At 53.1% G+C, this 26,271-nt stretch carries 20 protein-coding genes; 8 read left to right on the forward strand and 12 right to left on the reverse strand.

Annotation, left to right across the window (positions count from 1 at the left end):
* Positions 1–26: 26 nt before the first annotated feature.
* Together L1N82_RS15855 and L1N82_RS23495 are read right to left on the reverse strand one after the other, a co-directional pair.
* Positions 27–251: a cold-shock protein gene (locus tag L1N82_RS15855; protein ID WP_235288425.1), complete on the reverse strand. Its 225-nt coding sequence runs from the start codon at positions 249–251 to the stop codon at positions 27–29.
* A 458-nt stretch (positions 252–709) separates the two neighbouring features.
* The gene (locus L1N82_RS23495) at positions 710–6,886 is read right to left on the reverse strand and encodes a rhamnogalacturonan lyase family protein (protein ID WP_328284490.1); all 6,177 of its coding nucleotides are present in this window, start codon (positions 6,884–6,886) and stop codon (positions 710–712) included.
* Between the two features lie 444 nt (positions 6,887–7,330).
* On the opposite strand from L1N82_RS23495, the gene L1N82_RS15875 reads away from it, so the two are divergent.
* Positions 7,331–7,912, forward strand: coding sequence for a TetR/AcrR family transcriptional regulator (locus tag L1N82_RS15875; protein WP_235288426.1), 582 nt, complete (start codon positions 7,331–7,333; stop codon positions 7,910–7,912).
* A gap of 142 nt (positions 7,913–8,054) precedes the next feature.
* Here L1N82_RS15875 and L1N82_RS15880 read toward each other — a convergent pair whose 3' ends face one another.
* The 7 genes from L1N82_RS15880 to L1N82_RS15910 all read right to left on the reverse strand — a co-directional run bounded on the left by L1N82_RS15880 (position 8,055) and on the right by L1N82_RS15910 (position 15,757).
* Positions 8,055–9,323 carry an erythromycin esterase family protein gene (locus L1N82_RS15880; protein ID WP_235288427.1) on the reverse strand — a complete coding sequence of 423 codons (1,269 nt, stop codon included), beginning with the start codon at positions 9,321–9,323 and terminating at the stop codon, positions 8,055–8,057.
* Between the two features lie 189 nt (positions 9,324–9,512).
* Positions 9,513–11,081: an L-glutamate gamma-semialdehyde dehydrogenase gene (pruA, locus tag L1N82_RS15885; RefSeq protein ID WP_235288428.1), complete on the reverse strand. Its 1,569-nt coding sequence runs from the start codon at positions 11,079–11,081 to the stop codon at positions 9,513–9,515.
* Positions 11,082–11,145: 64 nt separating this feature from the next.
* Positions 11,146–12,093: an arginase gene (rocF, locus tag L1N82_RS15890; protein ID WP_235288429.1), complete on the reverse strand. Its 948-nt coding sequence runs from the start codon at positions 12,091–12,093 to the stop codon at positions 11,146–11,148.
* Positions 12,094–12,150: 57 nt separating this feature from the next.
* Positions 12,151–13,344: an ornithine--oxo-acid transaminase gene (locus tag L1N82_RS15895; RefSeq protein ID WP_235288430.1), complete on the reverse strand. Its 1,194-nt coding sequence runs from the start codon at positions 13,342–13,344 to the stop codon at positions 12,151–12,153.
* A 150-nt stretch (positions 13,345–13,494) separates the two neighbouring features.
* Positions 13,495–14,217, reverse strand: a complete 723-nt coding sequence (locus tag L1N82_RS15900; RefSeq protein WP_235288431.1) for an amino acid ABC transporter ATP-binding protein — start codon at positions 14,215–14,217, stop codon at positions 13,495–13,497.
* The gene (locus tag L1N82_RS15905; protein WP_235288432.1) at positions 14,214–14,867 is read right to left on the reverse strand and encodes an amino acid ABC transporter permease; all 654 of its coding nucleotides are present in this window, start codon (positions 14,865–14,867) and stop codon (positions 14,214–14,216) included. Before L1N82_RS15905 ends, L1N82_RS15900 begins: the two co-directional genes overlap by 4 nt.
* 56 nt (positions 14,868–14,923) lie before the next feature.
* Entirely contained in the window at positions 14,924–15,757 is an 834-nt protein-coding gene (locus L1N82_RS15910) for an ABC transporter substrate-binding protein (protein WP_235288433.1), read from the reverse strand.
* Positions 15,758–16,537: 780 nt separating this feature from the next.
* On the opposite strand from L1N82_RS15910, the gene L1N82_RS15915 reads away from it, so the two are divergent.
* Positions 16,538–16,927 (forward strand): hypothetical protein, encoded by a 390-nt coding sequence (locus L1N82_RS15915; RefSeq protein ID WP_235288434.1) that lies wholly within the window; start codon positions 16,538–16,540, stop codon positions 16,925–16,927.
* Positions 16,928–17,060: 133 nt separating this feature from the next.
* On the opposite strand, the gene L1N82_RS15920 is transcribed toward L1N82_RS15915, so the two are convergent.
* Together L1N82_RS15920 and hpaB are read right to left on the reverse strand one after the other, a co-directional pair.
* A complete protein-coding gene (locus tag L1N82_RS15920) occupies positions 17,061–18,377 on the reverse strand; it encodes an MEDS domain-containing protein (protein ID WP_235288435.1) in 1,317 nt (438 codons plus the stop codon).
* Between the two features lie 154 nt (positions 18,378–18,531).
* Positions 18,532–20,004, reverse strand: coding sequence for a 4-hydroxyphenylacetate 3-monooxygenase, oxygenase component (gene hpaB, locus L1N82_RS15925; RefSeq protein ID WP_235288436.1), 1,473 nt, complete (start codon positions 20,002–20,004; stop codon positions 18,532–18,534).
* 202 nt (positions 20,005–20,206) lie between these two features.
* Here hpaB and L1N82_RS15930 point away from each other — a divergent pair, with 202 nt between their 5' ends.
* The 6 genes from L1N82_RS15930 (at position 20,207) to L1N82_RS15955 (ending at position 24,798) form a co-directional block, all read left to right on the forward strand.
* On the forward strand, positions 20,207–21,394 hold the full coding sequence (locus L1N82_RS15930; RefSeq protein WP_235288437.1) for a DUF418 domain-containing protein: 1,188 nt from the start codon (positions 20,207–20,209) through the stop codon (positions 21,392–21,394).
* The gene (locus L1N82_RS15935; protein WP_235288438.1) at positions 21,369–22,499 is read left to right on the forward strand and encodes a sensor histidine kinase; all 1,131 of its coding nucleotides are present in this window, start codon (positions 21,369–21,371) and stop codon (positions 22,497–22,499) included. The genes L1N82_RS15930 and L1N82_RS15935 overlap by 26 nt, the downstream gene beginning before the upstream one ends.
* 43 nt (positions 22,500–22,542) lie before the next feature.
* Positions 22,543–23,148, forward strand: coding sequence for a response regulator transcription factor (locus L1N82_RS15940; protein ID WP_235288439.1), 606 nt, complete (start codon positions 22,543–22,545; stop codon positions 23,146–23,148).
* Positions 23,149–23,404: 256 nt separating this feature from the next.
* Positions 23,405–23,683: a ferritin family protein gene (locus L1N82_RS15945; RefSeq protein WP_235288440.1), complete on the forward strand. Its 279-nt coding sequence runs from the start codon at positions 23,405–23,407 to the stop codon at positions 23,681–23,683.
* A gap of 16 nt (positions 23,684–23,699) precedes the next feature.
* Positions 23,700–24,053 (forward strand): spore coat protein, encoded by a 354-nt coding sequence (locus L1N82_RS15950; protein ID WP_235288441.1) that lies wholly within the window; start codon positions 23,700–23,702, stop codon positions 24,051–24,053.
* Positions 24,054–24,246: 193 nt separating this feature from the next.
* Entirely contained in the window at positions 24,247–24,798 is a 552-nt protein-coding gene (locus tag L1N82_RS15955) for a hypothetical protein (RefSeq protein ID WP_235288442.1), read from the forward strand.
* 121 nt (positions 24,799–24,919) lie between these two features.
* Here the strand turns inward: L1N82_RS15955 and L1N82_RS15960 are convergent, their stop codons facing one another.
* Positions 24,920–26,122 (reverse strand): acyltransferase, encoded by a 1,203-nt coding sequence (locus L1N82_RS15960; RefSeq protein WP_235288443.1) that lies wholly within the window; start codon positions 26,120–26,122, stop codon positions 24,920–24,922.
* Between the last annotated feature and the right edge of the window lie 149 nt (positions 26,123–26,271).

A 26,271-nucleotide genomic window follows, 5' to 3' on the forward strand; every position in this document is an offset into this window, starting at 1 on the left:
AAGAACTGCTGCCGGCCGGCAAGCTTTTATTTAACTGCATTCCGCACAGCGCGCTGGTCCTGATTCGTGTTAACGAGCTGGGGAAGCATCCTGGCCTCCTTGGTCATGGGCGATTGACAGAGCTGACAAGTCGGTTCAACCGCAAAAGCAAAATTGTCTCTCATCCATCCGTTGCAGCCGTCATTGGTACACGACCAGATATCGGTCAATTCCTCGGGAACCTCTTCCACTTTCTTACGGGAATAATACACAGCTATGCAACCTCCTCGGCTAGATTCGAATGGAATACCACAGGCGGCATTCAAACGCTTCGCCTCTCTTATACCAGCCTGGGCCGTGGGACTTGGTGTTCTGATCCCTCGTCCACCTTCCATACACTCCTATATATATGAGTGTACAGGCCAAGACAGAAATAAAAAAAATCACACCATGCGCAAGGTTTGAAAAAGCAAGCACCCTTTAAACCCCCGCCGGATGTGAGTGGATTCCATCTTTAGCTGTATCAACCATACCACAAATAAGCGAAAAAATCAAAAAAACAAGGGGTAGCAAATGACTATTTCTCACCGGAATTCCGCTACTATCCCGTCTTCCGCCGCCTGTCTGGATACCACTTACCTGACATGTTTCCGCTTTTCCCACACTGCCTCCTTATCTAAAAGAAGGGGACGGCATAAAGCCGTCCCCCTCCCGTTACTCATCAACATGCTTATTTGTTCAAAATCATGCGGCCCATCATGATCAGATCCACGATTTCAATTCTGCCATCATTGTTCAGGTCATTCTTCTTAACAGCATTCCAGCCTGGCTCAGCTGAGGTAAGGCCATAGCTCTTTGCCATTACAGCCAGATCGCCGACTGACAGCTTCCCTTCACTGTGGTCTCCCGGTGTCGTTACAAGGACAGACGCACGGAAGACTTCCATGGCCTCACTGAGCGCCTTAAGAGCTTTCTCGATTTCCTGCTGCGACGCATCTTCCTTGGCAGCAGCTGCAGCCGCGGCATCAACAGCAGCCAGCAGAGCGGCCCTGGCCCCTGCAGGGTATTGGCCTGATTGTTTTCCTTCTACCGCCTCATCATACAGCTTCTGGGCTTGCTTAATCAGCTCTGCCAGATCAGACCTGCCAGGGTGATTAACTTGAAGGATATGCGTGGTTCCCTCGAGTTCTCTTTCCTTGCCCGTCCCGCTGGCCGCAATAAGCTTGGCAACCGAAATGCCGGCAGCGCCGCTGCTTGCTTCCGGCTTCACCTGGAAAGCAAGCTTCAGCAGCCCGTCTGCCGCATTTACCGGCTCTTCGCCGATATAAGCCCCCAAGATACGAACAACCCCCGGCTGCTCAGCATCATAATCGGCTACGACGAATTGGCTGTCATCGACAGGCATTACGGAGACGAACCGGAGCCGTTCGGCATCATAGTTTATCGTAATATCCTGAGCAGCTGCCTCTTCCTTCCCTTCATGAAGTCCGTAAATCAAATCAAACGGCTGGCCAGTAGCGCTGCGCTCCGGCCCGTTCAGGGAAGGCTGAGAGCTTTTGTTATTTGGCTGGACGATAATGCGTGCTTCCGCCGTTAAGCCGCCGTCTCTTGTTACCGCAGTAATTGTGGTCTGTCCCTTCTTCACGCCTGTCACTACCCCATCCTCGCTGACTTCTGCAATGCTGCGATCTGCAGATATCCAGGATACGTGTATGTTAGACGCACCTGCCGGAGAGATCACTGCCTTCAGTTGAAGCTGTTCACCCACCTTGATATGCGCTTTTCCCGGCTCTACGGCTATACCATTAACCGGCGCTCCCGCTCCCGCCGTGTAGATAGACGGCATAGCAGGTTTCTCCATGCCATGGCCGAGGAAGAAGCTGGTGTGCGGCGGCTGATTGTAACCAACATTCTGCCACGCAATGGACAGACGATACTGGGAATCATGCATCAGTGTAAAAATCCGGTGGTCGGTCTCGTCAGTGGTGGTGTAAATGCGAAGCGCACTGCTGTCCTCAGTCCGCCACACCGCCTCTTCACGCCAGTCGCCGAACAGGTCGGCCTGAAGGGCCGGTGTGCCCTTCGTGTGATTGTTCGAGAACGTCCCTGATGCTGTGAGCAGGTTAACAAGCTTGCTCTGCTCGTAGTCCCATTTATCAATCGTACCGACGCCAACGCCTGCCTCTGCATCGAAGTTATGATCCAACAGCTCTCTCAGAAGATCGCCATCCCACCAGATCGCAAAGTTAGCAGATGGAATGGAGTCGGAAATCCGCTCTCCCTGTGCAGAATACAGTCCGCCTGTGCGGCTGTTCCAGGCACCGGAAACCGCCCAAGCCTCTGCGCCAATATGCCGGGGATCAATATCTGCAGCTGCGCCCCGGCCGGTATCTTCACCGGTATGCACGCCCCAGAGAACCTCGCCGGTCGCTACGTCGCGCATCGAATAGCCGTATGGCGATCCCTTGTTTTCCTGTGTGGAGAATACCTCAAGTCCAGGTCTTGCCGGATTAAGGTCGCTGACATGCAGCGCATCGCCATGCCCAAGTCCGGTGGAGTAAACGCCTGTTCCGTCGTCGTCCACCACCATGTTGCCGTAGACAATCTCATCCTTGCCGTCGCGATCCACATCCGCAACACTCAGGCTGTGGTAGCCCTGCCCCGCAAAGGAGCCATAGCCGTCATTCTTCGTATCGAAGGTCCATAGCTTCGTCAGTTCCCCGTCCCGCCAGTTATAAGCTGCCAGAACCGATCTGGTGTAGATGCCCCTGGTTATAACAAGACTAGGACGCTCACCGTCCAGGTAAGCAACAGCAGCCATCAGGCGGTCGACCCGGTTGCCATAGCCGTCTCCCCACGAATCAACTGTTCCGCGCGGCGGCTCATAATCGGTAGTAGCCAGCGCCTTGCCTGTAAGGCCGTCAAAGATTGTCAGATACTCCGGCCCGCTCAGCACATAACCGGAGGAGTTGCGGAAGTCCTTAGACGGGTCTCCCAGCGCATTGCCTTCCCCATCTACGGTTCCATCCGCAGTTTTCATGGCCACCTCTGCCCTGCCGTCACCATCCAGGTCATAGACCATGAACTGGGTATAGTGCGCTCCTGCCCTAATGTTGCGGCCGAGGTCAATCCGCCACAGCTGCGTACCATCGAGCTTATAGGCGTCCATGTACACATTTCCGGTATAACCCGCTTTCGAGTTGTCCTGGGAATTGCTCGGGTCCCACTTTACGATAAACTCATACTCCCCGTCACCGTCCAGATCACCTACACTGGCATCGTTAGCCCGGTAGGTATAGGGATCACCAAGCGGCGTTACGCCGTCTTCCGGCTTATTCAGCGGAATGTCCAGGCTGCTTCCTCCCCAGACCTGTGCCGTCTCCCCCACTGGCTCTTCCTTACCGTCTACAACGGCTCTTACCTCGTACACAGCATCCGTCCTGCCTTTGCGGTCGAGATAGTTCGTGCTGTCTGTCAGCGGCTTGCTGGTAAGCTTCTTGCCATTGCTGTACAGATTGAAGGCAATATTCTCAGGGTCCGTGCCCAGCATCCGCCAGCCGACGTAGACGCCCTCATCCGTCTTCACGGCAACAAGCGCCCTTGTTAAATACTCCATCTGCCTGCTGAGAACAGTCCCCACTTCTGTCACCAGAGCTTCTGACAGCGGGGATACGCCTCCCGCGTTAACGGCCGCTACCTTATAAGAATAAGGAATCGTGGTCAGCACACCGGTATCCTTAAATGTCAGCTCTGCTGTCTTGCCGATCAGCACATAGCTGCCGTTCTTATCGGCACGGAAGACCTGATAAGACAATGCTTCCGGCACCTCACGCCATGCGATTGTAATTTCATTCTTCGCAATGGACACCACCGACAGGTTCACTGGTGCCGGCGGCTTGGCCGCATCGGGATCGGTCATGGAGACCAGGACCGGATCGGACGGAACTGATTCCAGCCCGGAGCCTTCCATCGACTCCAGCGTTGTTACTGTATACTCGTATTCGGAGCCGATGACCGCTTCATGATCCGTATAGGCAGCCTCTGCAACCTTCGCCAGCAGTACCGGAGCCGAAGCTTCTACGTCCTTACGGTAAACCCCATAACCGGCTGCGCCTTCAACCGCCGTCCAAGACAGAGTCACAGAAGGACTATCCGGGTCCAGCGATTTGGAGTCTGCCTTAAGATCACCCGGCGCCTGAATAACCGGTGTAATCTCAACGGCGTTGACAATAGAGCTTTGGTCGGCAAACAAGAAGTTCATCCTGCCGTCCTTCACTTCAATATTGTTGAAGACCTGCTCAGTTGTGCTGGCCTTGCCGGATGAGTAAGTACCCAGATTCTTGCCTTCTATCGTGACGCTGGTACGCGCGGACGCGCCTGCCAGCATATCCCCGATCAGAACTTTAACGGAATAAATTCCGTTAGGGAGATCCACCTGGAACTCGAAACCGCCGCCGCGCATAATGAAATCCCGCTGCAGGTCGTCGCCAGCCCCGCGGTCCCGGCCAGCCATTCCCTCCGTGGTCAGAAGGCCATAGCCGCGCTCCTCTGTATACTGCGTCTGTGGCGTGACAGCCGCATAGCCTTCTGCAACCGGGCTGGTTGTCAGACCGAAATCATACTTGAACTGCGCCTTCTTCATGCGAATGGTCAGTACGTCTGAAAGCTCCGACTCACCCAGCCCATTGACGGCTGACACACGCACCTGATATTCCTTGCCATCCTCCATGCCCCCAATCGTGATTTGCGGGACGGCTGCCGTTCCGATCAGCGTATAATCCGTGCCATCCTTCAGCTTCCTGTAGACCCGGTAAATATCTGCTCCTTCGGAAGCGTTCCAGCTCAGGGTCGCCGTAGCATTGCTGATGCTGCCGGCCTTAAGGCCCTGCGGCTTCTCGGGCAGAGCATCCGGCGGCTCGATCCCCGTCACATAATCGGACAGCGGGAGGTTAATCTCCTTGATCGCCCCGGAAACCAGCCGCGCAAGCTGAATGGCTCCGTACTCCTGGAAGTGGGTGTTGTCCTGCACACCATTCATAAATGCCGGATAGATGCCCGGCTCCACATGGAGGAACACCGACAGCGTAGCTGCAGGACCAATGGAATCATAATAAGCCACACTCAGAGCGCTGAGATCGACGAGCGGCACCTCCAGCTCCGCCGCAACCTCCTTCATGCCCTTTACGTATTCCGGAAAGCTGACATTGAACTTGCCGGTCTCCGGATTGAAGTCTCTGCGTCCTACGGGTGTCACCAGAATAGGAATGGCTCCCCGCTGACGCGCACCGTTCACGTAGGTTTTGAGATAATTCTTGTAATCCGGCACGGATGCATAACGCTCCGGCCTGCTGATCGTCGCATCGTTATGACCAAACTGGATGAGGAAATAGTCATTTGGCTTGATGACACGGAAAATAGCGTCCAGTCTTCCCTGCTCAAGGAACGACTTCGTACTGCGTCCTCCGATGGCATGGTTGTGGAAGACGATGGAATCGTCGAAGAACCGGCCGATCATCTGGCCCCAGCCTGCCTCCGGCTTCCAATATTCATCATAGGTCTGAACGGTGGAGTCGCCAGCGATATAGACCTCCGGCAGACTGCCAGCCTCCCGCTCCGGGAGCTTATTCACGATCAGTCCATTCAGCTTCGGTGCCGAGCCGCTGAATTCCAGATTCAGCTGACCATCTGTCAGAGCAATCTCGAAGGTACGCTCCATATGCTCACCTGCCGCTACAGACGTGAGCTGGATTTTCTCGATTAACTCCGCTTTGACTGCTATCTCGGACGCTTCCGCAGAATCGCCAGCGATTACCGTCACGCTGTAGTCACCATTAGGCAGATCCAGCAGAAAGGCCGTACCCGCCGGCACACTGAAATCCGATTTCAGCGCATCGCCTGTATCGAGGCTTCCCGCCCCTACCTTCTGTGGATCGGCAAAGCCATACTTCCACTCCGCGGCATAAGCAGCCGAGGATTCCACCTTCAGATAACCCTCCGCCTGCTCACCAGGCCCAAAGTCAAACTGGTACGGCAGCGCTTCCGGGAGCGGTTGCGGCGGATTCAGTTCCCCGCTGACTTCTGCGGTAACCGGCAGGCTTGGTTCTGATTCCTGGCCATCCAGGCCGATTGCCGTCACCCGGTACATATAGCTCATGCCCGCTTCGACCCCCGTATCCGTATAGCTTGGAGTATCCGTGCTCCCGAGCTTCTGATAGCTATCCCCTTCGTAAACCGAACGGTACACGCTGTATCCTGAAGCAGCAGGAGATTCTATCCACTTCAGGCCTACCCCTGCAACACTCGATCCCAGGACCGTGAGCCCTGTTGGAGTGGCGGGAGCTGCCGGAGGTTCAGCCTGCGCCCTCTCGATCACCACCCCGTTCACATAAGCGCCAACCCCGTTCCCGCTGAACGCCAGCTCCAGCTTTCCGCCCGTGACAGTCGCCGGGTAGGTCGCTTGCGATACCGCCTGCCGGGTACTGATCGTCCCCATCAGCTCTCCGCCAATCGTTGTACGGGTATTCGTCGTCGACGTTCCCGGCAGCAGGTCGCCGGAATAGACGGTTACATGATAATTCCCGTCCGGAATATTAACGATAAAGGAGAATGCGCTTCCAAGAACGAAGTCAGCGGCCATATCGTCCGTATCTGTTCCGCCCCTGTGCCTTGAGGCGACTGCCGCTGACAGCCCATAACCCGCATCCTCTGAAAACAGCTGCTCCTCATGAACGCCGATGTAGCCTTCAAGCACCGGACTTGTCTTCGTGCCAAAGTCAAATTTCCATACGTTCTGCTCCGCGTGAGCGGTTAGCATCCCCCTTCCGAGTCCTGGTGCAACAGTAGAGACCAGCATGACAATTGCAAGCAGCAGCGTCCATCCCTTTTTACAGGTACGATTCAAAACCATAATCCCTCACTTCCCTGATCTGTGATTGGTGAAGCGACCCGGAGCTCAATGCACGGCACACGGTGTCCTAGCGCCCGTCGTCCGGGTATTAGGCCAACCCTGCCTTTATCCTTACTCCCGGCTGTTTTGACTGCAGCACCCCTCCTTTACTCAAGGTAATGGAACAGCGGTGTCCAGCCATGTAAGTGCTTTCTTTTTCCAATCATACGGATTGCCTGCTGTCTTCACTATTCAAATTGCCGTCTTCTTTGCCCAAAAAACCGATCTATCCGCAGCCTGTAATGCGAAAATTGTTTGATATTGTCTACTTGAATATATCTGGCTTCCCTTATGTTTATGCCGGAGCATAAACCGCCTTGGGGCTCCCCAGCAAAACAAGATAATAATCCTAAAGTTTTACAGGGATCTTTTGACAAAACAAGCCGTGTCCTGTAAAGTACTTTCATGATCAAAAACAAAAAAACCACTAACCGGGAAACCGTGCTCCGCATAGCCGCCTCCCTGTTTCTGGAGCGGGGCTATCACTTAACGAGCATGGATGATATTGTCGCCGCCAGTAAAGTGTCCAAGACGAATATCTACTATCATTTTAAAGGTAAGGAGGATTTGCTCGCTGCTATCGTGGACGATCTGATTGCCAAGTACAATCAAGCCATGGCCGATACGGCAGGCAGAAGTGATCTGCCCGCAACTGAACGGCTAATCAAGCTGGTCAAGGGCTTGGTGGATCAGTCTGTAACCGGACTTGGAGGAAGCCCGTTTGTGACTTTATACACACAGGCTGCGCAAGAAGCGGTTATGATCCGTGAGAAGATCGGAGAGTTTTTTCATTCCCAGATGACTTTAGTCGAGAACCTGTTGCAAGAAGGAGTGAACAATAACGAGTTGGATCCCCAGCTGCCGGTCAAAGAAGCCGCAGCCATGATTATTGCCACAATTGAAGGAGGCTTGTTCCTGCAGCATACCGACCAGAACAATGACGTTGTAAGCCAGGTGCTACAAGGGCTTGCTTATGCTTTTAAGTAGCTTGTTGCGGCTGTCCTTGTACCGTCGGTTACTTCATATTACGCAAACTGTTCTTATAAATAGGTACAGCGCAGACAACCCGGCACGCTTAGGATGCCAGGTTGTCTTTTTGTGTGCTGCCCTATTCAGTTTTCTCGATACTTCAGTACGCCTCAACCGGTATGCCGGCAAGAGGCTCGAGCGCCTTGGAGCGTTCCACATGGATGAAGGCATCGTAGCGCTCCGACATGACGGACGGTACGTAATTGCCGTAACGCTCATAGCGAGGATCATAAACAACGCCGATCGCACGATGCGGGATAACCGTCCCATACACATCATCCCGTCCGCGCAGCATCAGCCACTTGTCAAAAGCGCCAGCGTTATGCATGGCTTCCTCCCAGCTGCCCTTCAACGCTGCAGGAACCGTAACACGCTCCATCGGGCTTCCCCACTGCTTGCCAGCGATAACCGTGCCTTCATAGGTGCCGAAGCCGATCGCAAACACGTCATCCATTCCGTATGCCTCGCGTGCGAGCTGGCCGACATTAACCATTCCCTCCGCCGCCATATCCGTAGCCCGGGCATCCCCGATATGCGTGTTATGCTCCCACACAATCGCCTTGGCCCCGCCGCCATATTGACGGAGCAGAATATCCAGCGTCTCTGTCATATGCTGGTCGCGTATATTCCACGATTCCGGGCCGCCCTTTACCATAGCCTTGTAATACTGCTCCGCATTCACAGCCACAAGCGCGTTAATTTCCGCACTTAGAGCCTGCTCGTCACCCTGCTCCTCCTGCTGATGGCGCTCTGCCCGCATTCGGTTAAGCAGGTCCACTACCTCCTGCTCGCAGCTGTCCTCACGAAAGAATGATGCCGAGACCCCATAGGTCTGTTCATCCCGGCGATACGGCTCAAAACAGTCGAAAGCACGCCGTGCCTGTTCCAGGTCCGGTGAGCCGGTCCGTTTCAGATAGCCCAGGATTTCATCCAGCGACTCCCACAGACTGTAGACATCAAGACCGTAAAACCCGGCCTTATCCATGCCGGCCCGGCTCTCATTAAAGGAATGCAGCCACCGGGTAAGTTCAGCAATCTCCCGGTTTGCCCACATCCAGGTCGGCCAGCGGGTAAAGGCGCGCAGCGCCTGTTCAGCACTCTCTGCCGCCTGCCCGTATCCCTTAATATAGCGGTTGACCTCATAACAGGCAGGCCAGTCGCCTTCCACTGCGACTATCCGGAAGCCCTTACGCTCAATCAGCCTCTTGGTAAGCTCTGCCCTCATCGTATAGAACTCGGAAGTGCCGTGTGAAGCCTCCCCGAGCAGCACGACCGAAGCATCGCCTGCCTGTTCCACAAGCTCATTCAGATCATCCGGACCGCTGATCCGGACTGCATCCGCACTGATGTGCTGTACCAGATCCTTCATCCTTCTCCTCCTCCATTCGGCTGTTCCATTGTCATGTTTTGCCTTACCCTACTTTACCCCCTTCCCCCGACCTCCATTCGCCAAAGGAAAACGCAATTAACCGGCGGAGGTCTCCGCCGGTTAATGTATGAATTCTTTATTCGAGGAAGGCTTGCTTCGTGTGGGCACAAACCTTCCCTCACCAGCTGCCTACCCGATTCTTCGCGAGGTCAGCTTGGCTTGGGTAAACAGCAGCAGGTAGTCATGGCCGCCCGCCTTGGAATCCGTACCCGACATATTAAAACCGCCGAACGGATGCACGCCTACGAGTGCTCCGGTGCATTTGCGGTTGATGTAGAGATTCCCGCAATGCATCGTTTCAAGCGCCGTCTGAATCCGCTGCTCATTCCCGGAGAAGAAGGCGCCCGTTAGACCAAACTCCGTATTATTATAAATGGCGATCGCTTCCTGCCAATCCGCTGCCTTGGCAAGCGCAAGCACCGGGCCGAAGATCTCCTCCTGCATGATAACCGCATCTGGAGCTGCATCGGCGAACACCGTCGGCTCAATAAAATAACCTCCATCAAGGCCTTTGCCGCCGCCGGCGAGCAGCCGTCCTTCCTTACGCCCCTTCTCGATATAACCTAATATGCGGTTGTAGGACGTCTCGTCAATTACAGGTCCTACAGGCGCATTATCCTCCGGTAAGCCCATGACCAGCTTCTTCGTCCGCTCCTCGACCATCGAGACCACCTTGTCATATACAGACTCCACGATTACCGCGCGGGAGCCGGCGGAGCACTTCTGCCCCTGAAATCCGAATGCCGAAGCGACGATGGCATCTGCTGCTGCCTCAAGATCAGCGGTCTCATCGACAACAATCCCGTCCTTGCCGCCCATCTCTGCTATGACCCGCTTCATCCAGATTTGGCCCTCCGCCTGCTCGGCAGCAAGCTTGTTGATATGCAAACCAACCTCCTTCGAGCCCGTGAAGCTGATGAATCTCGTCTTCGGATGCCCTGTCAGGTAGTCGCCAATCTCACTTCCGCTGCCCGGCAGATACTGGATCACATTAGCCGGGACGCCGGCTTCCACCATCAGTTCGTAGAACTTATAGGCGATGACCGGCGTCGTTGAAGCCGGCTTCAGAACAACGGTGTTGCCGGATACGAGCGCGGCCGAGGTCATGCCGGCACAGATCGCCAGCGGAAAATTCCACGGCGGAATCACAACACCAACGCCCAGCGGTATGTAGGTCAGTTTATTGTCTTCTCCTGCAAGCTTCACGAGCGGCTGGCGTTCATTTGTCTCGGACAGCTTGATCATCTCTCTGGCGTAATACTCCAGAAAATCGATCGCTTCCGCCGTATCTGCATCCGCTTCCCCCCAGTTCTTGCCCGCCTCCAGCACCATCCAGGCCGAGAACTCATGCTTGCGGCCGCGCATCAGCTCTGCAGCCTTCACAAGATAGCCCGCCCGCTCCTCTGCCGGCACTTTCTTCCACAGCTCGAAGGCGGCTAATGCCGACTGCATGGCCTCCTCTGCAAGCTCCCGGCTTGCCTTTCCGACCGTGCCAATAACTTCATCTATCCTCGCGGGATTAATTGACGTAATGCTGCCGGCTGTTTCAACCGCCTTCCCGTCAATACGCAGCGGGTAGTGCTGGCCGAGTGAAGCTCGCACTGCCGCTAGTGCCGACTTCATCGCTTTCTTATTATCTTCCTTGCTGAAATCCGTGAATGGTTCATTCGCAAACGGTGGAAATAGCTGCTCTGTCATCGTTAATCCCTGCCTTCTTTATAAAATAAATCTATCAGTACTTAAAGCTTATGCCGGTTCTTATTTATATAATTCGCTTGCCAAGCATGGAAGCAATCAGTTCGACTGCGAGCCTTGCTGTCCGGCCGCTCTGATCAAGCAGTGAATTGACTTCCACAACTTCCATAGAGGTAACCAGGCCGGATTCAGCCAGCAGCTCCAGGGCAAAATGCGCTTCCCGGTAGCTCAGACCGCCTCTCACCGGAGTGCCTACGCCCGGAGCCTCAATAGGATCAACCGAATCGATATCGAAGCTTAGATGAACACCGTCCGTGCCGCTGCCCGCAATCGCCAGCGCCTTTTCCATGACAGCATGAATGCCCAGCCGGTCGATGTCATGCATGGTGAAGCAGGCGATACCTTCCTTGCGGATCAGCTCACGTTCCCCTGGATCGATATCCCGTGCGGCAACAATGACGATGTTCTCCTTCTTAATAGATGGTCCGGCCCCCAGAATATCAGCAAAGGAGACGCTGCGCAGTTTCCCGAGTGCAATCGCCAGCGACATACCGTGCATGTTGCCTGAATGGGTTGTGGCCTCCGTGTTCATGTCTGTATGGGCATCAATCCAGATGACTCCGAGGCTGGGATAATGAGCGGTCAGTCCTGCCAATGTTCCGATTGCAATGCTGTGATCCCCGCCCAAGACCAGCGGGAAAGCACCCGCTTCTACGGCTGCAGATACTTCTGTACATACATTGCGGCTCATCTCCACTACCTCGGCAAAATGCTTCAGCTTCTCGCCAGGGGCCGGCGCTGCCGCAGGCTTATCCGCACAGCTGACCCACACATCATCCGCTAATTCATGTCCCAGACTGCGGATTTGCCGCACAAGCCCGGCATGCAGGATATCCCCGGGCCCAAGCTCTGTTCCTGCACGTCCCGCACCCAGCCCGAACGGCACATGGATCAGCTGCAGCCTCTTCGTCTTCTTTCCTACAACCGTCTTCGTTTCCGGTTCCATCATACTCATCGTCCTTGCCTCCATTCGTTCGGTTCCTCTCCACTGTCCCCGATTCGGCTATTCACTCTAAACACTCGTTAGCACGGCCTCAATGCGCTTCAACGCCCAATCGATGTCAGCTTCCTCAATAATGAGCGGCGGAGCAAAACGGATCGTGGTCTCATGCGTTTCCTTGCACAGGAGACCCTCTGCCATCAGCTGCTCACAGTACGGCCTTGCCGCCGTGCTCAATTCCACCCCAATGAACAGGCCGCGCGCACGAACTTCCTTCACCAGCGGACTTCTGATCGCCGATAGCTTCTCCGCAAAATACGTACCCAGCCGGTCTGAACGTTCCGCAAGCCCTTCCTCCTCCAGCACCTCTAGAGCTGCGATCGCCACAGCGCAGGCAAGCGGATTGCCCCCGAAGGTAGAGCCGTGAGATCCGGGCTCGAATACATCCAGAATCTCATCATTCGCGGCGATCGCCGAGATCGGCATGACGCCGCCGCCAAGAGCTTTGCCCATCACATACACATCCGGTGTCACATCATCCCAGTCGCTTGCAAAACGCCGTCCCGTCCGGCCAAACCCGGTCTGAATCTCGTCAGCGACGAGCAGCACATGATGCTTGCGGCAGAGGGCCTCAGCTGCCTTCAGGAAGCCCTTGGGCGGAATAATAATGCCGGATTCCCCTTGAATCGGCTCGACGAGGAAGGCCGCTGTGTGCGGTGTAATCGCCTGCTCCAGCGCCTCCAGGTCGCCGTAAGGAATGATTTTGAAGCCCGGTGTGAATGGGCCAAAGTCCTTCTTGTACTCCGGTGACGAGGAGAACGAGGTGACCGTAATCGTCCGGCCATGGAAATTGCCGTCACAGACAATAATTTCTGCCTGATTTTCAGGCACGCCCTTCACCCGGTAAGCCCATCTGCGGACTGCCTTGACCGCTGTTTCCACCGCCTCGGCACCTGTATTCATGGCTAAGATTTTTGACTTGCCAGTATATTTCGACAATTTATGATAAAAGAGTCCCGCCGTGCTGCTGTGAAAAGCCCTGGATGTCAGCGTGACCATATCCGCCTGATCCTTCAATGCTTGAATAATCTTCGGATGCCGATGCCCCTGGTTGAGTGCTGAATAAGCACTGAGCATATCCATGTAGCGGTTGCCCTCCGGGTCTTCGACCCAAATGCCCTCCGCCTTGGAGATGACAATCGGCAGCGGATGGTAGTTGTGCGCACTGTATGTATTCGAAAGCTCCATAAACGTTGTTGATTTCATGAATCAGCCCACCTGTTCCATTAAGATTAAAAAACATAACTTGTATTTTGTATACAATATACAATGCACAATATACATATGACTTGTTAAGAAATCCCGGGAGGCGGTCAAGCCTCCCAGGCAAGCAAGACGAATTCCACAAAATTAGCCCTACAAAACCTTGGATAAGAAATCTTGCGTACGCGGATGCTGCGGATTCTGGAGCACCTCACGCGGCACTCCCTCTTCCACGATGCTGCCCCCGTCCATGAAGAGCAACCGGTCGCCAACCTCACGGGCAAAGCCCATCTCATGCGTGACGATTACCATTGTCATGCCATTTTGCGCAAGCTTCTTCATCACGTCCAGCACCTCGCCGACCATCTCAGGATCAAGCGCAGATGTCGGCTCGTCGAACAGCATGACATCCGGCTGCATCGCGAGCGCGCGGGCAATAGCTATCCGCTGCTTCTGCCCGCCGGACAGCGAGTCGGGATAAGCATCCCGCTTATCCTCAAGCCCTACAGAACGAAGCAGATCGAGGGCGATAGCTTCCGCCTTTTCCTTGCTCATGTTCTTCAACTTCCGGGGTCCCAGCGTCAGGTTCTCCATCACACTCATATGAGGGAACAGATTGAAATGCTGGAATACCATCCCCATCTTCTGGCGGATCGCATTAAGCTCTGACTGTTTGTTCACAATCTTCTGGCCCGCGAAAATGATCTCACCGGCTGTCGGCACCTCCAGAAAATTGAGACAGCGCAGAAACGTGCTCTTGCCGGAGCCGCTTGGTCCGATGACCACGACAACCTCGCCTTGACGAATTTCCGTATCGATTCCCTTCAGAATATCCAGCTTACCAAACGATTTACGCAGTCCCTGGACTTTAATCATTGGTTTCTCAACTTCCTTTCCAAGGCGCCGAGCAGCTTCGACAGCGTAAATGTTAGAACGAAGTAGACACCTGCTGCAACGAGCAGCGGCTCAAGCGGCAGGAACAGATTGCCCTGCAGCGTTCTCGCCGTGTTCATAATCTCCGCTATGCCTATTACCGAAACCAGCGAGGAGTCCTTTATGATGATAATGAACTCGTTACCAATTGCAGGCAGCATGTTGCGGAATGCCTGCGGCAGCACAATATACCGCATGGCCATGCCCTTGGATAACCCCAGTGAACGCGCCGCCTCAGTCTGTCCCTTGTCAATTGCCATAATCCCGGCACGGAACACCTCGGCCATATACGCGGCACTGTTGATTGTGAGGGCGATTATCCCCGATTGGAAGGGCGCAAAGTCCACCCCAAACTGGGTTAATCCGTAGTGAATAATAAAGATTTGCACCAGCATCGGCGTTCCTCTGACCAGCTCGATGTAAGCTGTCGAGAGGAACCTGACCACCCATACGCCGGAGAGGCGCATGAGTGCGAATCCAATACCGAGAAGGGTTCCCAGGAGCACCCCGAAGAACGACAGCTTCAGGGTAATCCAGGCGGCACTGGCATAGCTCTGCCAGTGGTCCGCCAGAAACGAAAAATCCAGATTCATCGCTAACTACTCCGTCCGTTTGTATTCGCCTTGGCTGATCTATCTCTTACTTAAGACTATTCGCCAACCAGTTCGTTTGCTTCTACCACGAAGCGGTCAATATCGCCTGCTGCCATCAGCCTGTCAAGCGTGCTGTTAACCTTCTCCAGCAGCTCCGCATTCCCCTTCTTCACAGCAATTGCCGAACCAGCTTCTTCTTCCGACTGTTCAATCTTAGCATCTGAAATAGCTATGTCATCCTGCTTCAGCACATACTGGTCTGCCACCGGCTTCTCCAGAATCAGCGCATCAACACGGCCTGTCTGCAGCTCCATGATCAGCTCAGGAATTTTGCCAAGAGATGTCAGCTGTGCACCTTCGATCTCCTGGGCGATGCCTTCCTGGATAGAACCCTTCTGGACACCAACCTTCTTGCCTGACAGCGATTCAAGCGTCGGGAACTCGCCCAGGCGGTCCTTCTTCACCAGGATGCTCTGCTCGGCAAAATAGTATATTTTCGAGAAGTCTACATTCTTCTTGCGATCTTCCGTTGGCGTCATCCCCGAGATAACGAGGTCTACCTTGCCAGCATTCAGCGCCATCAGAAGGCCGTCAAAATCCATGTCCTGAATGACCAGCTCAGCGTTCATGTCCTTGGCAATTTCCTTGGCAATTTCAATATCGAAACCAACGATGGTATCTTTACCGTCAATCGTCTTATGAAACTCGTATGGAGCGTAATCAGCACTTGTGCCAAGAACCAGCTTCGTCTGCTGCTCTGTCGGCTCCGTGCTTCCTCCTGCCTGGCTGTTGTTAGCCGGCGCAGGCTCGTTAGTACCTTTACTTCCTTGTCCGCAGGCCGTCAGCGCCAGCGTTGTCACCATCGTAACCAGCAGTAAAAATTTCTTCATCTGTCATCTCTCCCAAGACTTTAATGTTAATTTCTTTGATGCAGGAGGTTTCCGGCACCCTGATTTCGAACCATTCCCAAAATTTGTATACAATATACATGACATCACATATTTTATGTATGTCACGTATTATAACATCATTTGTCGGGAACAGCAAGAATGCTGGCGGCATCAGCCAAAAATCTGTTCAGGCATGGTAGTCTTTTGGCATGAAAATAGGTGTTTTTATCACCAAACCTGACATATATATGACACAAACTTCCTTACTCAAAGATGCTATATCATTATAACACTGCACTGTATAATATGCATATATATTAGCAGCATTTTTATGACACTGTTTTTTACCAATCGTCAGAATTCCTGCATTTTTCTAGACAAGCCGCATGATCTATAGTGGAATCCCTCATCACTTCGCGCATTCGCCATTGTATAAATATGCGATTTGTTTGAACCGAACCAGCCCCTTCAGGAAACCCTTGGAATCTTTTAAGGCTTTCTTAATGTTCCCATGCGATAATACATAAGACGGTGACATCCGGATCAGACTTTCCCGAATAACTGCCGTTACAAAGATTCCGGAACGGGGTATCTAAATAAACGTAGTAGTGAATATCGCGGTGCAGCACTTTGTCTGACAGCACCTGCCAAACAACCGTATGAACGCAGGCATAACCAATCCCAGTTCCTGCTCCACGAGAAGCACAGACAGAAGTACATACGCGAGCTTCCGATACTGCAGGTTTTTTAAATTGATTTAGGAAAAGAGGAGTTCAACATATGAATCCCAAACGCATTATTGTCGTCGGTACGTTAGCATTTGCCATCACCATTAGCTCCATGATCGGCACGGACAACGCAAACGCCCAATCGGCCGTTGCCCCGCAGAGTATGAGTCAGGATACCGACGACATCTTCCTCCGGGCACTTGGTGCAGAGGATGAGGAGGAAGTATACCAGGCGCTGTACAGCGGCATGTCGCTCGCTGAACTGGCGGAGACTAATAATTCTGACATTAAGGAGCTGATCCGCCTGCAAATCGCTGAGCTCACAGCTCAACTGGATGAGCGCCTTGCTTCCGGAAGCCTCACATTAGAGGAATACCAAGCTCAGAAAGCTGAGCTGCCCGAGATCATTATCAGCAGCATCTTCGGTCTGAATGGACGTTAATACACGCACTGCCGGCAGCGGATGCCGGACGCACAGCAGCCACCCCGGGGTCCTGATCCGGGGTGGCTGCTTACATTAGGGATATTCAACCTCCAGCTTCCTAAGGGCAAACCGCAGTGCGTGCGCCGCTATACTAAGTAAGGGCTCTCCCAGACAAAGGCAGGGATACCTTCATCAGCGTGCCTGTATGTAATCTGCTGTTAACCTCAATCCGGCCGCCGAAATGATCGACCAGCTTCTTGACCATGAACAGGCCGATCCCTTGTCCGCTGCGCTCAACATTCATCTTTTCGTATTTGCGAAACAGCTTCCTGATCTGCTCATCACTCATCCCGATCCCCTCGTCGCGGATCGCTACTACCAATTCGCCATCTTCTGCAAACGCCTCGATTCGGATGCGTCCGCCCTCATGGCTGTATTTAATTGCATTGCTCAGCAGGTTGGAGACAATCAGCTTAAGCCCGATCACGTTGCCGTAAATCTGCTCTCCCATCAGCTGAAGACAGCTGTCGAAGCCTATCGCCTGCGTCCGCGCTTTTGTCTCCATTATCGCATTTACTTCCTCCAGCACCGGAAGGACCTTGATCCATGTTTTTTCCCACAGCGATTCCGTAGACAGCATCTGCTCCGTATTGATGATATGAGCCATTTCGTTATCTATAACGTCTGCATAATCTGTAATCGACTGCAGCTTATGCCGGCTGGCCCCGTCCTTCTCCTGCTCCATCAGCATCCTCGCATAGGCCTTGATTACAGTTAGCGGATTGCGCACCTCATGGGAAACTACATGCACGAAGTCCAGCTTCTGCTTGTACAGATTCACCTCGGACTGCATCTGTGCCTGCACGGCCAGTGATGGAAACAGCACACTGCGGTCCTTCTTCTCGTACAGCATGGAAGGCATAAGCGATGTATCTGTCATGAAGTACTCATGTGACTTCAGCAGCTCGTTCTGCACAGCAGCGGGTACCTTGCGGGCATCGTAAACACACACGCCGAATAGTCCGGTACCGCCGAACAGCTCGTCGCAATAGCGCTCATATTCCTGCAGTACAGGAAAGAAGGCTTCGCTCTCCTCCCTCCAACAAACATGCCCCCACGACCGGACCGACGTTCCGCCGGACTTCATAGCCTGCGCCAGCTTGCCAAGCTCATCCTTGTAGAATCCTTCTTCCAGGCTGTCAGCCCCGTAGAACCATCCATGATCAATGAAGTGAACCTCGCTAATCGCCTGCTCCAAGCCGTCACCAGCAAGCACGCGGCAGATTTGCTCGTAATTCTGTTGGCTGTCAAAAAGTAAAATCTGCTGATTCTGCTCCAACCCGGAGCGGACAAACGCAAGCGCGTTATCCATATAACCCTCATCCGAACTATAGAAGTATAAGATATGCGCCCCTTCCGACACATCCATATGATCCGTTAGCGATATTGACCTTGCTCTGCTCGTCATAGAAACCTCGATCACTTATATTTAATCCTTCTCACCAATTCCACATATTCCACCTGAATCCTCTTTGTTTTGCAGCTTCCTATCAACTTTTATGGCACAATTTGTCCATTTAGGCGACTGTCTTCCTAGTAACCAAAGAAAGACCCGCCCTTCATTAAGGCGAGCCTTGACCCGGAATCCGCTCCAGAAACCTGTTCACTGTTGATATGGCATGAAGCCTGTCATAATCAGCTGAGAGACGCTTGCCCGCCCGAGCCGGATCCCCGAAGAAAAACCGTTCATATAAGACCTGCCGCGTGCCAAAGCTGCTCATCGACATATCCCATGCCAACCGGAACAGCTTCACCCGCTCCATACCCCCATGAAGGTCCGTACCGAGATAAGCATCCAGTTGGCCGCGGGAAGGCCCCGCCAAATCCTTTTCAGTTGGCATCATGACAAGCCCGCTCGCACCAATTAGCTGGATAATCTCCGCGAATCGAGGATAGACTCTCGGAAAATAAGTCATAGCCGTATGGATGGCCGTCTGATCCGGCATCATCGTGCCCCATTCATCCAGCTCCGCCCGCTCCTCGGCTGCCGTAAGCAGCGCGTTCATGACCTCCGCTGCCACAATCACCTCGGACAGCTTATCCTGAATGTGCAGATATTCTCCTATATTAAGCGTATCAACCAGGAGCTGAATGGTGCCGAGAATAAATTCGGTTTTTATGAGCTGCCTAGTGACAACCTGATGGCCGAGGTGCGTGTAAAAGTTACTCTCATAGAAGAAGGAGTTCGCGAGACTGGTATCACCAGCCAGGAAAACCCTCTCCCAGGGAACCAGCACCTCTTCCATGACGGCGATGGCATCAGGCTCCTCAAACTGTGTCGTAAGCGGATAATCAGCGGCAGTCATCCTGTCCTTGACATATGATTCCCGGCAGTGGAATGACAGGCCCTTCGTGTCAGCCGGTATAGCGAAAGCGAAAGCATAGGGATTGCGGTCCGGAGATGTATGCTTCGGGCATGGCCCCGGGAAGACCAGAATTTCATCCGTTATCCCTCCCTGCGTGGCGACAATCATACCTCCGCTCACGACAATACCTTCCTCCGTCCAGCGTACAATCCGGGCCAGATCCCCAAACTCCGCCGATTCCGCAGAGGAGCTCGCCCTATTTGTCTGGGGTCTTATAAAGGTATGGGTAAGCGTGATATCGCGGTCCATGCAGTATGTGTAATAACGCCTGATGTTCTCCGCATACAGCGGCTTGGATTCTCCCAACCGGTCTGCAGCTGCGTTCATGACCATCACAACAGTATTCATATAGTCAGGGGACCTGCCCATAAACCCGTGATGAATGGAGGCCCACTCCTGAAACATCGTCCGGCGCTTCACCAGGTCACCCTTCGTCCGCGGCGTGAGGAACGACATTCCTACCGGCTCACCAGCTGGAGAGCGGAAGGTCATGCGCTCCTTGTTATCCGGGTGGCACTGATAATCGTACAGTGCAGCTTGAGTCCGCACCACACCCTTGAAAGCGGGGTGCTCCGCTACCGGCCCTTTTACGGGAGCACCGTTAATTTGTACATTCGCCTGCTGGGCGTTAATCCGCCTCACATATTCCTCTCCGTTCTTGATCGGCATGCGATCACCCCCTATATATTTTATGAAGGCTGCGTCAAACGGTGCTTAATCGGCAAGAAACCGGGATAGATGAAAACATTTCTTATGACACCTGTCATACCGTTCATCATGACGGCAGTGCCTACCGCCGGATAGCGACCGGTTGTATGCTGTATTTACTACACAGGCCTTTGCCAAGGCCAGCGTTATGGAGGCTGAAATCATGATGAAAGAAGCATCAAACGAGCGCATCCGTCTACTCGATATCCTCAGAGGATTTGCGATAATGGGTACACTCGGGACCAACATCTGGCTGTTTGCCCACCTGGGGAATGTGGACTATCTCTTCACCTACGCGCACAATCACTGGTGGGCGTCCGCCGATGTGTTCATCCGTTATTTGGTATTGTTCCTGGTCAACGGCAAGCTCCTCGGCCTGCTGACCATCCTGTTCGGAGCCGGCCTTGAGCTGCAGTACAGCCGGTCGCTGGCCAGGAAGAAGAGATGGCCCGGCCCCTATCTGCTGACTGCCCTGTTCCTCCTGCTGGAGGGGCTGTTGCATTACACCCTGGTTCTTGAATATGACATTCTAATGAGCTATGCGTTGACTGCGGTTATAGTGGCCTGGGTGGTAAAACGGGGCGATCGCGCGGTGAAGCGAACGATGTGGATCACTGGTATTTTTCATGGTATGCTCATCCTGCTGCTGTTTGCTTCCAGTCTCGGACTCTATCTGTCCGGGGAGAGCATGCCCATGAATCACGCCCTGGGTACCGAAGCTCTGTACGGCAGCGGTACATGGCTGGAACAGATGGCGTTCAGGCTTGCCAACTTCGGATTTTTCCGCACGGAGGCAGTCTTCGTACTGCCGCTTAACATCTTCCTGTTCCTCACGGGAGTCCGCTTGATGCGGGCTGGCGCCTTTCACCCTGATGAGAGGGGCAGGGAAATCCGCCGCCGGATGCTGAAGCTGGGGCTTGGCGCGGGCATTCCGCTGAACCTGCTGCTGTTTGTGCCGGGAGGGGTGTTTGATTTTCCGCTGCGCTACCTGTTCGCTCCCGTTATGGCAGTGGGGTATATCGCGCTGCTTGCGCTCTTGACAGAACGGTTCAGCCGCTGGCCTATCTGGCCAATGCTGGAGCGCACCGGAAAGATGGCGCTCAGCTGCTACGTGCTGCAGAATGCGCTCGCCTCCGTCATATTCTATGGTTGGGGACTGGGTCTAGGCGGCGAGACCAGCTCCTTAATGACGGCTGTGATCTGGCTGCTCATCTGCTTGACGCTGGTACTCTTCTCCGGAATCTGGCTCCGTCTGTTCAAGCAGGGACCACTGGAGGCCGCTCGCAAAACTATGACACGGCGGTTGTCCGCCAGAGAGAGGAAACATGCTTCGCAAACTATATCCGGCTGATCAGATTGAAAGCTATTTGGCCATTGATATTATTGGCTTCGTATTCCTTGGATATATCACCATATGGCAGTACCAGCCACTCGGTATTGGCATTTCTATAGCACTGTATCTCATTACTGCGATATGCTTCTACACTGGGTTATGGCAGCGCGGCTGGCTGCTTGTCATCGCCTCGTGGACCGGGCTTGCCGTCATTGCTGTCTATGCGGTCTTCTATCAGGAGTGGCTGCTGCTGTATGGCTTCATGTATGCCGATCTGCTCAGCCGAGCCCGCACACTCAAGCTGATGTACGCGGGGATGGCAGGCATAGCAGGCATGTTCTTCACCTCCTACGCCGTGCTGTACGGGGAGCTTCAGTCCTTCTTCTGGACCCCAATGCTGCCCTTCCTTATTCTTCAGCTGCTCATGCCCTATGTCATCCGCACGATCGACAAGGCACGCAGACTCTCAACCAAGCTGAATGCCGCTAACCGCAAGCTGGAGCGGTATATCCAGGAAGAGGAGCGAAACCGGATCGCGCGCGATCTGCATGACACACTCGGCCAGACACTAACCATGATCAAGATGAAGAGCGAGCTTGCCGCACGGCTTGTGGACCGGGACTCCGCCCGGGCCCGCAGCGAGATCGACGAGATCAAGCACAGCGCCCGCCATGCGCTGCAGCAGGTGCGTGAGCTGGTGGCCTCCATGCGGCATATTCCGCTGAATGACGAGCTTGATCACGTGCAGAAGGTGCTTGATTCTGCAGGCATTACGGCAGACATAACCTTACAGGACGAACTTCACTCCTCACTTCCCGATACGGTCCAGACGATGCTTGCTCTTGCGCTGCGAGAGGCTGTCACGAATGTCGTCCGGCACAGCGGCGCTTCCCGCTGCTGGATTACGAATTATGCCGATGAGGCCGTCTATCGTATGACGATCCGCGATAACGGCAAAGGATTAACCTCCGGTATGGGCAGGGAGGGCTTTGGTCTTCCTTCGATCCAAGAGAGAATGCGGCAGATTCAGGGGCAAGCCCGCATAGCACAGGCCCCGGAGGGAGGTACAGAAGTAGCGCTCACCGTCCCTGTAACGCCAGCTCGGCCGCTGAAGCACGTTTAATAGCCGACGGCTCAAAAAGAAGTTTATTAGGAGGGCTGCCAACTTGATTCGTATTGTCATCGCCGAAGACCAGCATATGCTGCGAGGAGCCTTTGCCTCCCTGCTGCAGCTGGAGGACGATATTGATATAATTGCTCAGGTGTCAGATGGCGGGGAGGCCTTGCGCATGATTGAAGCCTGCAATCCCGACCTCTGTCTGCTTGATATCGAAATGCCCGGCCTCACAGGTCTGGAGGTCGCAGCCGCCGTCAGACGCAGCGGACTTCCCTGCAAGATCACGATTGTCACAACCTTCGCGAGACCCGGATATCTGCAGCAGGCTATGGACGCTTCCGTCGACGCCTATCTGCTGAAGGATGAGCCGATTGAATTTCTCATTGAGGCTATCCGCAAGGTGATGCAGGGCGGCCGTGTCGTAAGCCCTTATCTGGCCGCCTCACTGTTCACCCGTGAAGCAAACCCTCTGACTGAGCGCGAACAGGATGTGCTGCGCATGGCCGCCGGCGGAGCCACTACACGACAAATTGCCGGCAGCCTGCATCTGACGACCGGAACCGTCCGTAATTATTTGTCTTCTGCCATACAGAAGCTTGAGGTGGAGACCCGGCATCATGCTGTTCAGAAGGCTAAGGAACGGGGCTGGATTTAATTGCTTCGCAGACCTCTTCGTGTCCGGCATAAGGAACGTTCGGAAAACGATGCAGGCCAGCAGCATTCCCTGACTGTTCAGATGGGCATGTATAGACAAAAATCGTACAAATGGATAAACAGGCTACCCATCACGCGTCCACGGTGTTATGAAGACCGCCGGAACGCGTTTTTTTCTGTTTTTGCGAGAAGGGATAAAAACTCCACCGGGTAGACAGTCTAACTTTAGAAACAAAGACCGGAAGGAGGACAAGCACATGCCAAACGGACAGACCATCGACCAGCACGAGCCAGTCATGACGCACGGTCCGAAGGTTATTACAACCAAAGATTATCTGTATTTAAAGGATCAGCTGTCTTGGGAGCTGCTCGCGATGAAGAAATGCAGCCATTTTGCCAAGGAATGCTCCGACCCCGAGATCGCCGCAGCCATCGACCGCGTCGGCCAGATGCATCTTCGCCATTACGAGCTGCTGCTGAAGCACCTGAAGAATGACAATAATGCTGAGATGAAGCGAGTACAACAGCTGCAATAAGAGAGGAGGATATTCCATGAGCGGCAATCCGAATTCCCAGACTATCAAGAATCCGAAGCCATCCTATGAACCGAAAGAGAAAGGCCCGGAGCTTAATGACCGTGACCGTGTCAATGATATACTGGCGATGGAAAAGTACTTAACCGACAGCTTTAATGTATCGGCACGTGAAGCGAGCCACCCTGCCCTGCATGAGGACATTCTGACGGTTCTGATGGAAACCCACCGCTGCCAGTACGATATGTACGAAATGATGTTTAAGAAGGGGCACTATAAGCTGGAGGGCGAGCAGCAGGCCAAGCTGGATCAGACGTACGACCAGTTCCTGAAATATGCGACACAGTTTCCGTATTCTTCGCAGCTGCAGTAGAGTTGAATCCATACCTTATAGCCCGGTTCCCACGCGGACCGGGTCTAATCTGCATGCTCTCTTCATTCACCGACCTATTTTCCGCTCTACTATGTAGAACCGGTTGGTGCCACAATAGATTATGGTTATAGATTTCAAGCTGGTTTTTTGTTAATATTTAGGTCGCTGGAAGAGAGGAGAGAAATAGAGAGATATGAGATTAACAGGTTTACTTGTACTTCTGCTGGTTGTCGTATCGGTGCTTGGAGGGTGCGGTTCTTCGTCATCAGGCCTGACAAAAGAGGATCTTTCAATCAGCAAAATCGATGACAGTAAGGCACAAATTGAGTACGGGATGAATCGCTCTGATGTCGAAAAGATTTTAGGGACAGGCGAACAAATCTCGCCGGCGAGTATTTCTTATGGCTCTGATGTAGCGGTGTTCTATCGGGACGATAAAGTTGCGGGAATCAACTTGGGCCGGAACTCTGCGGATGTCTTTCAAACAACCAAAGCTATTAAAGTGGGCATGGCCAGAAGCGATATTAAGGAAGTATATGGCTCAGATAACGCGCAGTTCGATACCCCCAAAAGCCTTACTTACGCTTATGATGTGAAAGAGAAAGCTTTTCTATCCGACATACCAAAGGGTATAGAAACAGACGAATTAATCAATATTTATATGGTTTCCATCATGTTTGATGACGAAGAAAATGCCGAAAGCATTATGCTGATTGACGAAAGAATGGCGTCTTATCTGTATTGAGCTAATCTTAGAGAACAAACAAATACCCATACACTGAACACTTTAACTAAGTGTTTAGCGTATGGGTATCTTTATCCTATACAGATATTTAAGTTTAGTTTTAGTCTGGGAACGCACATAATTATCGGCCAACTCCGCCCGGAACCACCGGTTGTGCCGGCGCCTGGCGGTCCCGTTTCGGCTTCGGCACCTGTCCGAAGATCAGCCACGAGAACGGCAGGTAACGAGTAACTAATGACACGACGATCCATGAACCGATCAGAGCCAGCAGGAAGCCTCCTGCGTACCAAGCGTGCAGCAGCATAGAGGAGCCGCCCGTGTAGACCAGCTTCTCCCGGTATACAAGCAGGAAGAACGGATGGATCAGATACACCCCGAATGAAATCTCACCCAGCCGTTCCATGGGCCGCACCAACAGCCTGGAGCTGTTCTTGTACAAGAGGTGAGCGATTTGCAGCAGCACAAGCGCGCATGCATACGTGTGTGCATTCCAGAAAAATTCATAGAGCAATGTATTGAAATTATCACCATGCAGACGGTTATAATAATAAACCAGCACATGTCCGATTCCAGCCGCCAGCCAGAAAGCCCAGAGGCCAATCCAGAATGCAATTCTCCCCGCGCTCGCATTCTCCCGGCTCATGATAACCCACTTCTTAATCTTGGGATAAAATATCCCAAGGAATGCACCGAGCATAAAATATGCCATGTAAGAGAACGCCCAGCTGCCTTTATTCGGGACACCTGGAGCCGGAATAACATATTTGTTCAGCAGGACAAAGCCCCATTGAATCGCTAATCCGATTGGTATTGCCCACTTAGCCAGCGCTTCGGAACGCTTGAACAGCCACAAGACCAGTGGAAATAAGATATAGAACTGGATGCTGATGAATACGAAATAAAGATGCGTATATGCTTTACCCGTAATCAGCTTATTAAAGAACGATTCCAGCGTCTCCCCTAAGGGGCGATTCGGATAATGTGTAACATGTAATATAGCGAAATAAAATAATGAAAACAGCACGTACGGAATAATGATATAGAGCAGCCGCCTAGAGTAAAAAGATACGAGCAGTGATTTATTAAGCGGCCGGCTGTAATAGTTGTAGAATAGAACAAAACTGCTGAGCAGAATAAAGGTTGGCGTACCGAACTTCATAAAGATATTCGCGAAGTTGTACAAAAAGTAATACGCAGACTCTTTCATATACAGAGTTGCATAAGATGTCGAGTGTACCGACAGCACCCCGATAATCGCCATCGCCCGGACGAGCTGCAGCTCGGGGATCTTGTCCTTCTTGACGGGCTGTGCTTCTGTTGCCATAATTGGATACTTCCCTTCGTAAACCATAATTCACTTGAATAAGGGAAGTATATCGGTCTTTGGCCCGGTGAGTCAATCGCACATTTCACATGTTATGGGAATTTTAAGATTTTGCTAATGAAAGCATAATGATGTGTTCACCATTTTGT

This window comes from Paenibacillus tarimensis (assembly GCF_021532315.1).
GTDB classification, from domain to species: domain Bacteria; phylum Bacillota; class Bacilli; order Paenibacillales; family Paenibacillaceae; genus Paenibacillus_I; species Paenibacillus_I tarimensis.

Coding starts and splice junctions, on each gene's coding strand:
- L1N82_RS23495 (WP_328284490.1), bottom strand. CDS start 6,886: ATGGTTTTGAATCGTACCTGTAAAAAGGGATGGACGCTGCTGCTTGCA.
- L1N82_RS15875 (WP_235288426.1), top strand. CDS start 7,331: ATGATCAAAAACAAAAAAACCACTAACCGGGAAACCGTGCTCCGCATA.
- L1N82_RS15880 (WP_235288427.1), bottom strand. CDS start 9,323: ATGAAGGATCTGGTACAGCACATCAGTGCGGATGCAGTCCGGATCAGC.
- pruA (WP_235288428.1), bottom strand. CDS start 11,081: ATGACAGAGCAGCTATTTCCACCGTTTGCGAATGAACCATTCACGGAT.
- rocF (WP_235288429.1), bottom strand. CDS start 12,093: ATGAGTATGATGGAACCGGAAACGAAGACGGTTGTAGGAAAGAAGACG.
- L1N82_RS15895 (WP_235288430.1), bottom strand. CDS start 13,344: ATGAAATCAACAACGTTTATGGAGCTTTCGAATACATACAGTGCGCAC.
- L1N82_RS15900 (WP_235288431.1), bottom strand. CDS start 14,217: ATGATTAAAGTCCAGGGACTGCGTAAATCGTTTGGTAAGCTGGATATT.
- L1N82_RS15905 (WP_235288432.1), bottom strand. CDS start 14,867: ATGAATCTGGATTTTTCGTTTCTGGCGGACCACTGGCAGAGCTATGCC.
- L1N82_RS15910 (WP_235288433.1), bottom strand. CDS start 15,757: ATGAAGAAATTTTTACTGCTGGTTACGATGGTGACAACGCTGGCGCTG.
- L1N82_RS15915 (WP_235288434.1), top strand. CDS start 16,538: ATGAATCCCAAACGCATTATTGTCGTCGGTACGTTAGCATTTGCCATC.
- L1N82_RS15920 (WP_235288435.1), bottom strand. CDS start 18,377: ATGACGAGCAGAGCAAGGTCAATATCGCTAACGGATCATATGGATGTG.
- hpaB (WP_235288436.1), bottom strand. CDS start 20,004: ATGCCGATCAAGAACGGAGAGGAATATGTGAGGCGGATTAACGCCCAG.
- L1N82_RS15930 (WP_235288437.1), top strand. CDS start 20,207: ATGATGAAAGAAGCATCAAACGAGCGCATCCGTCTACTCGATATCCTC.
- L1N82_RS15935 (WP_235288438.1), top strand. CDS start 21,369: ATGCTTCGCAAACTATATCCGGCTGATCAGATTGAAAGCTATTTGGCC.
- L1N82_RS15945 (WP_235288440.1), top strand. CDS start 23,405: ATGCCAAACGGACAGACCATCGACCAGCACGAGCCAGTCATGACGCAC.
- L1N82_RS15950 (WP_235288441.1), top strand. CDS start 23,700: ATGAGCGGCAATCCGAATTCCCAGACTATCAAGAATCCGAAGCCATCC.
- L1N82_RS15955 (WP_235288442.1), top strand. CDS start 24,247: ATGAGATTAACAGGTTTACTTGTACTTCTGCTGGTTGTCGTATCGGTG.
- L1N82_RS15960 (WP_235288443.1), bottom strand. CDS start 26,122: ATGGCAACAGAAGCACAGCCCGTCAAGAAGGACAAGATCCCCGAGCTG.